Raw genomic sequence first — 9,481 nt, 5'->3', positions numbered from 1 at the left:
CCGCCAGCAGCGGCTGATGGCGGCATTCCGCCTGGGGAGCCAGCCCCCAGCGCAGCGAAATGTCGATGGTCTGCTCGGCCATGTTCGGCGTGTCGTCGCTGGTGAACAGCCAGAGATCGATGCCCGGATGCTGGCGGTGAAGGTCGGCCAGCCGGGGCAGCAGCCAGAGGCGGGCGATGGCGGTGCTGGTGTTGAGCACCAGCTGGTTCGGCTTGCGGTACTGCTCGAGGCGCTGTATTCCCACCGCCAGTTGCAGCAGCACCTGCTGGGTCGTCTCCAGCAGATCCTGGCCCGCGTCGGTCAGGGCGACGGAGCGTCCCTGGCGGTGAAACAGAGGCTGGCCAAGCAGCTCCTCCAGCGAGCGGATCTGCTGACTGATGGCAGACTGGGTGAGGTGCAGCTCCTGGGCCGCCTGATGAAAGCTGCCGAGCCTGGCCGCCGCCTCGAAGCCGCGCAGCACGTTGAGAGGGGGCCAGTGTTTGAACATCATTGATTAGCTCCACTTATCACTTTTATCGAAAATCGATCGTTTGTTACCCATCAGCGGGGAGAATAGTCTATTCCCATCGTCAATAACCTTAATAGTACCTAATCAGAGAGGCTGAGATGCGCGAGCAGGGAATGAGGGCTGTGGGCTGGTTCATGCCAGCGGAGTGGTGCCGGCACGCGGCGACCTGGATGGTCTGGCCGCACAACAAGGCGCTGTGGGAAAACGGCTGGGGCGTAACCCTGCCCCAGGTCCAGCAGGACTTCGCCCGGGTGGTCAATGCCATCGCCCGCTTCGAACCGGTGAACCTGGTGGTGGATCCCGCCGCACAGGCGGAGGCTCGCGCCCTGTGCGGCGACGGGGTGCGCTTCATTCCCCTGCCGGTGGATGACAGCTGGTGCCGTGACTCCGGCCCCACCTTCATCTGCCATCCCGAGCTTGGCACCGCCGGGATCAGCTGGCGTTTCAACGCCTGGGGCGGCAAGTCGGCCCACGGTCTGGATGAGGGGCTGGCGCGACGCGTGCTCAACAGCCTGGAGCTGGAGTGCATCGGCAGCTTCCTCGCCAACGAAGGGGGCGCCATCCATGTGGATGGGGAGGGCACCCTGATCACCACGGAGTCGGTGCTGCTCAACAGCAACCGCAATCCCGGCATGACCAAAGTGGAGATCGAACGGATCTTCAGCCGCCTGCTCGGCATCGAGAAGACTATCTGGCTGCCGGGGGATCCGGACCACGTCACCGGCGACATGACGGACGGTCATGTGGACGGGGTCTGCGCCTTCAGCCGCCCCGGCCACCTGTTGGTGGACGCCACCCTGGACGGGCACTCCACCTATGGCCGCGTGGTGCGGGAGAACCGCCGAGCCCTGGCCCTGGCCACCGATGCGAGAGGTCGCTCCTTCGAGTGCCTCGAGCTGTTCGAGGCGAGCGAGGCGGTGGACGCCGAGGCGGAAGTGTTCTGCGCCTCCTACACCAACTTCTACATCGCCAACGGCGCCATCATCATGCCCGCCTACGGCGTAGGCGCGGACGAGGCGGCTGGGGAAGTGCTGAGGCGCGCCTTCCCGAACAGGCAGCTGGTGCCGGTGCGCATCAACCAGTTGGCCCACGGCGGGGGCGGCATTCACTGCATCACCCAGCAGCAGCCGGCCTGGCCGGTGCAGGGGTAAGCGTTTGGAGCGGCCTCGTCAGGCGTCTGCGAGGCCTCATGACGGGATCAGGGAGGAGAGATTCATGAACAAGGTCGTCGCAACCATGCAGTTTGCCTGTCAGGGGGAACGCGTGTCAGGGAGGGTATCCGGATGAGCAAGATCGTTGTCGCCACCACACAATTCGCTTGCAGCTGGGAGCTGGAGCGCAATCTGGACACAGCGGAGAGCCTGGTACGGGACGCCGCCGCCAGGGGGGCCAACCTGGTGCTGTTGCAGGAGCTCTTCGCCACCCCCTATTTCTGCATCGAGCAATACCACGGCCATCTGGCGCTGGCGGAGTCGTTCGAGCAGAGCCGGGTGTTGCGCCGCTTCTCGGCCCTGGCGCGGGAGCTGGGGGTGGTGTTGCCCATCAGCTGGTTCGAGCGTGCGGGCAACGCCTACTTCAACTCCCTGGCGATGGCGGATGCGGATGGTCGCCTGCTCGGGGTCTATCGCAAGACCCATATCCCGAACGCCATCGGCTATCAGGAGAAGGAGTATTTCAGCCCGGGGGATACGGGGTTTCGGGTCTGGGACACGGCCGCTGGCCGCATCGGGGTCGGCATCTGCTGGGATCAGTGGTTCCCGGAGGCGGCCCGCGCCATGGCGCTGCAAGGGGCCGAGCTGCTGCTCTATCCCACCGCCATCGGCTCGGAGCCGGGGGCAGAGGTGCTCGATTCGCGGGATCACTGGCAGCTGACCCAGCGCGGCCATGCCGCCGCCAACATCATGCCGGTGATCGCCGCCAACCGGGTGGGCCACGAGGTGGCGACCCGGGATCCCGCGTTGCAGATGCGCTTCTATGGCTCCTCCTTCATCACGGATCACAAGGGGGCCCTGCTGGCCGAGGCGGACAGGGATACCCCGGGCGTGCTGGTGCGGGAGCTGGATCTCGCCGCCATGGCCGAGGAGCGGCTGACCTGGGGCATCTACCGGGATCGTCGCCCCGAGATGTATGGCGCCTTGCTGAGCCTGGATGGGCAGGGCCAGCGGGGAGGGCGTCCATCATGAGCGCCTTGACCAAGATAGCCATGGGGCTGGCCCTGCTGCTGGGTCTGGGGGCCCAGGCCGCAGAAGGGGCGGGGGAGGCGACAGAGGAGAAGGTGCTGCGCCTCTACAACTGGTCCGATTATTTCGCCCCCGATACCCTGAGCGAATTCACCCGGGAGACCGGGATCCGGGTCATCTACGACGTGATGGACAGCAGCGAGACCCTGGAGGCCAAGCTGATGGCGGGTCGCAGCGGGTATGACCTCATCTTCCCAGGGGACACGGTAGCGGAGCGGCTGATGCGGGCGGGCAGCCTGCAGCCCCTCGACAAGGGCAAGCTGCAACACCTGGGGGACATAGACCCCGGCCTGGCGCGGTTGCAGCAGGCCTATCCCCATGCGAAGGAGGCCGTGGTGCCCTACACCTGGGGCACCATAGGGCTCACCTACAATGCGGACGCTATCAAGCAGCGGATGCCGGATGCCCCGGTGAACAGCCTGGACATGCTGTTCAAGCCCGAGCTGGCGGCGAAATTTGCAGATTGCGGCATCTCGGTCATCGACTCCCCGGACGAGGTGCTGGCGGTGGTGCTGCACTATCTTGGGCGGGATCCCCGCAGCGGCAAGGCGGACGATCTGGAGGCGGCCCTGGACCTGCTCAAGGGGATCAAGCCCTATATCCGCAAGTTCCAGTCCCAGCCGGTAACCCAGCTGGTGAACGGGGATCTCTGCCTCTCCCTGGGCTACAGCGGCGACATGACCCAGGCCAGGCGCGCCGCCGCCGAGGCGGGCAAGGGTGCCGACTTCGAATACCGATTGCCGAAGGAGGGGAGCACCATCTGGATGGACACCATGGCGATCCCGGCGGATGCCCCCCATCCTGACTATGCCTATGCCTTTATCAACTTCGTGATGCGCCCGGCCAACATGGCGGCCATCACCAACAGCACCGGCTATCCGACTGCCAGTGCCAAGGCCAGACCCATGGTGGATGCCACCATGACGGCCAACCCGGATATCTACCTGGACGAGGCCAGCTACCAGCGGCTCATTCCGGGTCAGGATATAGCACAATCCCAGATGCGTGCCCGCATGCGAGCCTGGACTCGCTTCAAGAGCAGCCTCTGAACCCAGGAGTAGAACGATGTTTTCCCGACGCCACGTATTGAAACAGCTGGTCGCCCTTGGCGCCATTGCCGGGTTTGGCAGCCTGCCCGGTGCCCGCGCGGCCTTCGCCGCCGGCGAACCCGGCGCCGCCGCTCGCTACCACATGCCGGAGGAGTCCTCCCCCCAGGCCCTGGTGTGGGTGGCCTTCGGGGCCACCAGCGAGATCTGGGGTCGCCACTACAAGGAGGTGCAGGCCACCATAGGGCGGCTGGTGCAGGCCATGGTGCCCTACACCCGGGTCAACGTGCTCTGCCATGAGGATGACGAGGCGCTGGCGCGCCAGTTGTGCGGCGAGCGCAACACCCACTTCGTCCACGCCGAGATGGATGACATCTGGCTGCGGGATACCGGCGGCGTCTTCGTGCAGGACGAGCAGGGAGGGCTCGGGCTGGTGGACTTCAACTTCAACGGCTGGGGTGACAAGCAGGAGCACAGCCATGACGCCAGGGTCGCCGCCCTGGTGGGCCGGCAGACCGATGCCTATTACCTGCAGAGCGAGCTCATCGGTGAGGGGGGCGGCATCGAGGTGGACGGCAACGGCACCGCCATCATGACCGAGAGCAGCTGGATCAACAGCAACCGCAACCCCGGCCTCACCAAGGCGCAGGTGGAGGCGGAGCTCAAGGCCAACCTGGGGCTGCGCAAGATCATCTGGCTGCCGGGGATCAAGGGCAAGGACATTACGGATGCCCACGTGGACTTCTACGCCCGCTTCGTGCGCCCCGGGGTGGTGGTGATCAACATGGACAACGATCCCGACTCCTACGACTACAAGGTGACCCGCCAGCACCTTGCTATCCTGCAGCAGGCGACGGACGCCGACGGCAACAAGCTGGAGCTGCATCAGCTGCCGCCGCCTCTGGGCGGGCGGGACAACAAGTTCAGCCGCAGCCCGGACTTTGCCGCCGGTTACATCAACTACCTGCCCATCAACGGCGCCGTCATCGCTCCCCAGTTCGGGGATGCCAGGGCCGACCGCCATTGCCGGGATCTGCTGGCCCGCCTCTATCCGGGGCGCAAGATAGTGCAGATAGACATAGACCCGGTGGCGGCCGGTGGCGGCGGCATCCACTGCATCACCCTCCATCAACCTGCCTGATCTTACGCGCAGGCCGCCTCTGGCGGTGTGACGCAGAACAAGGGGCGCCTCGGCGCCCCTTGTTCTTGCTGCCGTTCCATGGTGCCTCGCTCAGATCCCCGTCATGCCGATCTCGTCGAGCTGGACGTGAGCGGGTTGGCGCAGGGTGTAGAGCACGGCCTCGGCCAGATCCTCCACCTGCAGCCAGCCGGGCTTGCGATCGCCCGGACAGGCCGGGGGCGGCACCTGTACCAGGCCTGGGCAGAGGGTGTGGACCCGGACGCCCTGATGCTGCACCTCTTCCCGCAGTGCCCTGGTGAACCCCAGGACCGCAAACTTGGCGGCGCAGTAGACGCCGGCCCTGGCATAGCCATGCCTGGCGGCCTGGGAGGCGATGTTGATGACGGTGCCGTGGCGGCTCGCCAGCATGTCCGGCAGGCAGGCCCGGGTCAGCAGGAAGGTGCCCTTGGCACAGGTATCCATCACCCTGTCCCACTCCGATTCCGGCAGATCCTGCACCAGGTGGTCGCTGCCGACCCCGCTGTTGTTGATGAGCAGATCGACGGGGCCGAGCCGCTCCCGGATCCGGGCATGACCGTCCCGCACCTGATCGCCGTCGCACACATCCAGCGCCAGTGCCATGACTCGCACCCCGTATCGTGCCTCCAGTCTGGCCGCTTCCTGCTCCAGCAGCCCCAGGCGGCGGGAAGCCAGGATCAGTTCCACCCCCTGGCTGGCCAGGGCCTCGGCGATGGCCAGTCCGATGCCGCTGGCGCCGCCGCTGATGAGGGCCCGTGTTGCTCTCAGTTCGTTCATCTTGTGTTCTCCTCCAATGGTGCAGGCATTGTGGCGGGCGCCTTCGGCAGGGAACAGGGGAGGGGAAGGAGTGATTCGAACCCTGGTTCGTGTTTTGGCGTTCCGGTTCGAACTTTGGTTCTAAACGCCGCGACCAGCCGTCGGTTCGATTAGCCGTAAGGGGTAATCGGATGTTCGCGTCAATCAATTCTCCCGCGATAACGGCCACTCGTATTTCCCCTCTGCCAGATGCCGCTGATTCATGGACACACCGGACAGCGGCATCTCGATCGTCCGATTACACTTCGCTAATCGAACCAACATAGGACGGTAATAAACAAAAGAGCCGCCCTGGGGCGGCTCTTTGCATCGGGGCTCAATGAATCGTCACGGCGCCTTGGGCGGCTCCACCAGAGCGCTCGCCGGTTGGTCATCTTCCTTGATCCAGGCATCCAGCAGGGTGTAGCCCACCGCCAACACCACGGGGCCGATGAAGAGACCGATGATCCCCATGGCCAGCAGGCCGCCGATGACCCCCACCAGAATGAGGATCAGCGGCAGGTCGGCCCCGCGCTTGATGAGGAAGGGGCGCAGGAAGTTGTCCATGGTGCCCGCCAGCAGGGACCAGACCAGCAGGAAGGTGCCCCAGGTGGTGTCCCCGCTCCAGTAGAGGTAGCCGACGCTGGCCAGCAGCACCGGGAAGGGGCCTATCTGGGCGACGATCAGCAGGAACATCAGCACCACCAGCACCATGACATAGGGAATGCCGGCGATGAGCAGGCCCAGGCCCGCCACCGAGGATTGCACCAGGGCGGTCACCACCACCCCCATGGCGACGGCACGGATGGCCTGGGAGGCGAGCACCACCGCATTGTCACCGCGCTGGCCCGCCAGACGGTGGGCGAAGCGGCGAATGCCTTCTGCCGCCTTCTCTCCCGAGTGGTAGAGCAGGCCGCAGATGGCCACGGTCAGCAGGAAGTGGACGAACAGCAGGCCGAGGTTGCCCGCCTGGGCCGCCAGCCAGCGGGCGGTCTGGCCGAAGTAGGGGGCCAGCTTGGTGAACAGCACCTGGCCGCCGCTCGCGAGGATCTGCTGCCAGAACTCATAGAGCTTGTCGCCCACCAGGGGCACTTGCTGCAACCAGAGCAGCTCGGGGGGTGGGGATTGGCTGAGCTCGGTGCCCAGCTCGATGAGCATGGGGGCCTTCTCCGCCACGTTGGCCAGCGTCATGAAGAGGGGAATGACGAAGATGAGCAGCAAGATGCTGGTCATCAGCAACGCCGCCAGGGTGCGCTTGCCCCACAGCAGGCGCTGGGCCATCTGCATCAGGGGCCAGGTGGCGATGGTGATCATGGTGGACCACACCAGGGCGGGCAGGAAGGGGCGCAAGACCATGAAGCACGAGATGATGAGCAGGCTGAGGAACAGCAAGCCCAGGGTGATCTTGGCCAAATCCACTTTTTTCATATTCATGGCATTCCCTTAACGAGGGGTTGAGCGCCCGGTTCGGGCACCGTGACGGATAGCGGATAACGACCACCAGAGCCCGGCGCTGAGCCAGAACCCCAGGCAGCCAAAGAGCCACCCTTGTCCCGCGAGGATCAGCAGAGAGCTGCTGGTGAGCGCGGGCACCAGGAACAGGAGCCCTGCCACGACCAGTCCCCCTGCCAGGGTCAGCAGCGCGGCGGGCAGGGCGGGGGTGGGGCTCCGTTCGAGTGATAGCAGATTACCCGATACCAGCCCCAGGGTGAACATGGCAAGCCCGGCCAGGGCGGTGGACTGGGTGAGCCAGGCCGAGAGGGCGCTGGCGATGAGCACCCCGGCCCAGGGGAGCGGGCGCGCCGCCAGCTTCGCCAGCGGGGCGCGCAGTGCCAGCAGCAGGGCCCCCAGGGCAAGGCCGGCCACCACATCCGAGAGGAAGTGGACCCCCAGCCAGACCCGGGCCAGCCCGGCCACGCCGGCCAGCAACAGGGACAGCAGGGCCCCCTGCCATGCCCGCAGTGCCGGCAGCCAGCCAAGCAGCAGGCCCCAGTAGAGCAGGGTCGAGGCGGCGTGGCCGCTCGGCATGCCGAAGCCCTGGGCACTCTGGCGGGCCAGCTCGGGTTGCAGGTGGAAGGGCCTGGGCCAGCCAATGCCCGCCTTGAGCAGGTTCACCACCAGGGTGAGCAGCACCATGGCAAACAGCAGGTGGCGCAGCCTGGACCAGCCGAGCAGGGGCAGCAGCAAGGGCAGCAGCGCCAGCTGGAAGGGGGCCGAGCCCAGCAGATTGCCCGCCTTTGGCCAGAGCGCATCCGGCCCTAGCCATTGTTGCAGGCGCTGGATCAGCGGCAACTCGGCGCGGTGCAGCGCACTGGCCGCGTCGCTGAAATCCGTCACCCACAGCACCCGGCTCTCGGGCACCTCGGCCAGCCTCGGGGCTATCCAGTCGAGCTGCGCCGGGAAGCGACGCTGGTCAGGGGGCAGGTCGGCGGCCGCGATCAGCCTGGCATTCAGGATCTCGCCACCGAGATCCGGGGCCTGGAGCAGGGAGACAAACCCCGTCCCTCGCTGGACCCGCAGGGGTTCCAGGGTCTGGCAGGCGAACACCCTGGCCCGTTGCCAGCGCCCCAGCTCGCCGGTGACGCGACCCTGGAGGCCGGTCTCCTCGAACAGCTCGCGCAGGGCCGCCTGCTCCGGGGTCTCCCCCCTGTCGATGTAACCGCCGCTCAGGCTGTAGCGCGAGGAGAGCCTGTCCTGCACCAGCAGGATCCCTTGCTGGTGGCGGATCACGCAGGCGGCCGCAGAGGGAGGGGATTCGGCGCGGGAGGCGGGCAGGGCACCGCCCAGCAACAGCAGCAGGCAGAAGACGACTCGAAACATGATGACACCCAGGGGCAAGGAGTGGGGACAAGGGTCACAGAAATCAGACGGCCGGGCAATGGCTTGCAGGGGGCACCGACCCTGTGGGGGACGCAAGGATTGCCGTCTGCGCGGGCAGTCCCTAGTATTGGCGGCTATTGTTCTTCTCATTCACTACATTGTGGGGCTCTTCATGCGACAGTTCGGTTTCTTTCTGGGGATTGCCATCGGCGTCATCCTGATACTGTTTGGCAGCATCGTCATCTTCCAGGCCCTGCCTGCGGCGCTGGACGTGCTGGAGATGCCGAGCCGGATCCCCTTCGTGCGCGAGGTGTACACCTGGCTGATGAGCAGCGCCAACGGGCTCACCGCCCAGCTGGAGCAGAACTTCCTGGAGGCCTTCCAGACGGTGCTCAAGCTGATCCTGCTCATCACCTTCATGTGGGTCTGCGTCAAGCTGGTCAACATGGGGGTGCTGATCATCCGGGCTGGCGTCGACCTTATCCGCACCGCCATCGAGCACAGCGAAGAGAAGGGTGCCAAGCCCACCGAGCAGGACCGCCATTTCTGATCTTCCCCTGCTACGGGTCAGATAAACAACAGGCCATCATGTGATGGCCTGTTTTTATGGTGGCATGACGCTTAAAAAGTCAGTTAAGCAGTTTTTCCAGCTCCGCTTCGGCATCCGCCCTGGCCTGATCGCTCAGGGTGCCGGAAGTCGCTTCCCGCTTCTCGCCCTGTTGCTGCACCGCCTTGGCCGCTTGCTGCTGCGCACTGGTCGCGGCACTGATGGCGGCGGCGCTGCTGGCGGCCTGCTTGGCGCTGTCGCTCACCGCCTTGGCCGCTTGCTGCTGCGCCGTGGTTGCGGCACTGATGGTCGCTGCGCTGCTGACGGCCTGCTTGGCGCTGTCGCTCGCCGCCTTGGTGGCTTGTT

9 protein-coding genes and 1 pseudogene are annotated in these 9,481 nt (G+C 65.8%); 5 read left to right on the top strand and 5 right to left on the bottom strand.

All coding sequences use genetic code 11. From position 1 onward, the window contains the following. The coding region (locus AACR77_RS06310; protein WP_042880413.1) for a LysR family transcriptional regulator at positions 1–490 on the bottom strand (490 nt) is incomplete at its 3' end. Positions 491–606: 116 nt separating this feature from the next. Here AACR77_RS06310 and AACR77_RS06305 point away from each other — a divergent pair. The 4 genes from AACR77_RS06305 (at position 607) to AACR77_RS06290 (ending at position 4,935) form a co-directional block, all read left to right on the top strand. After that, a complete protein-coding gene (locus AACR77_RS06305; protein WP_042880411.1) occupies positions 607–1,659 on the top strand; it encodes an agmatine deiminase family protein in 1,053 nt (350 codons plus the stop codon). A 132-nt stretch (positions 1,660–1,791) separates the two neighbouring features. Next, entirely contained in the window at positions 1,792–2,691 is a 900-nt protein-coding gene (gene aguB, locus AACR77_RS06300; protein ID WP_042880410.1) for an N-carbamoylputrescine amidase, read from the top strand. Then, a complete protein-coding gene (locus AACR77_RS06295; RefSeq protein ID WP_042880408.1) occupies positions 2,688–3,797 on the top strand; it encodes an extracellular solute-binding protein in 1,110 nt (369 codons plus the stop codon). Before aguB ends, AACR77_RS06295 begins: the two co-directional genes overlap by 4 nt. A gap of 16 nt (positions 3,798–3,813) precedes the next feature. Further along, entirely contained in the window at positions 3,814–4,935 is a 1,122-nt protein-coding gene (locus AACR77_RS06290) for an agmatine deiminase family protein (RefSeq protein WP_010675935.1), read from the top strand. A 90-nt stretch (positions 4,936–5,025) separates the two neighbouring features. Here the strand turns inward: AACR77_RS06290 and AACR77_RS06285 are convergent, their stop codons facing one another. The 3 genes from AACR77_RS06285 to AACR77_RS06275 form a co-directional block, all read right to left on the bottom strand. Next, complete coding sequence (locus AACR77_RS06285) at positions 5,026–5,730, bottom strand: SDR family oxidoreductase (RefSeq protein ID WP_042880406.1); 705 nt, start codon at positions 5,728–5,730, stop codon at positions 5,026–5,028. Positions 5,731–6,096: 366 nt separating this feature from the next. Further along, positions 6,097–7,182, bottom strand: a complete 1,086-nt coding sequence (ydiK, locus tag AACR77_RS06280; RefSeq protein WP_029314855.1) for an AI-2E family transporter YdiK — start codon at positions 7,180–7,182, stop codon at positions 6,097–6,099. A gap of 9 nt (positions 7,183–7,191) precedes the next feature. Beyond that, positions 7,192–8,568, bottom strand: a complete 1,377-nt coding sequence (locus AACR77_RS06275) for a bifunctional NUDIX hydrolase/phosphatase PAP2 family protein (protein WP_042880404.1) — start codon at positions 8,566–8,568, stop codon at positions 7,192–7,194. A gap of 172 nt (positions 8,569–8,740) precedes the next feature. On the opposite strand from AACR77_RS06275, the gene AACR77_RS06270 reads away from it, so the two are divergent. Then, positions 8,741–9,118, top strand: coding sequence for a hypothetical protein (locus AACR77_RS06270; RefSeq protein ID WP_010675931.1), 378 nt, complete (start codon positions 8,741–8,743; stop codon positions 9,116–9,118). A gap of 79 nt (positions 9,119–9,197) precedes the next feature. Here AACR77_RS06270 and AACR77_RS06265 read toward each other — a convergent pair. Beyond that, positions 9,198–9,481: pseudogene (locus AACR77_RS06265) on the bottom strand (hypothetical protein); the annotation flags it as partial.

Source organism: Aeromonas sp. ZOR0002 (genome assembly GCF_963866995.1).
Lineage (GTDB): Bacteria > Pseudomonadota > Gammaproteobacteria > Enterobacterales > Aeromonadaceae > Aeromonas > Aeromonas caviae.
Note: the sequence above shows the minus strand (reverse complement) of the source record. Positions and strands in the feature narration are given on the sequence as shown.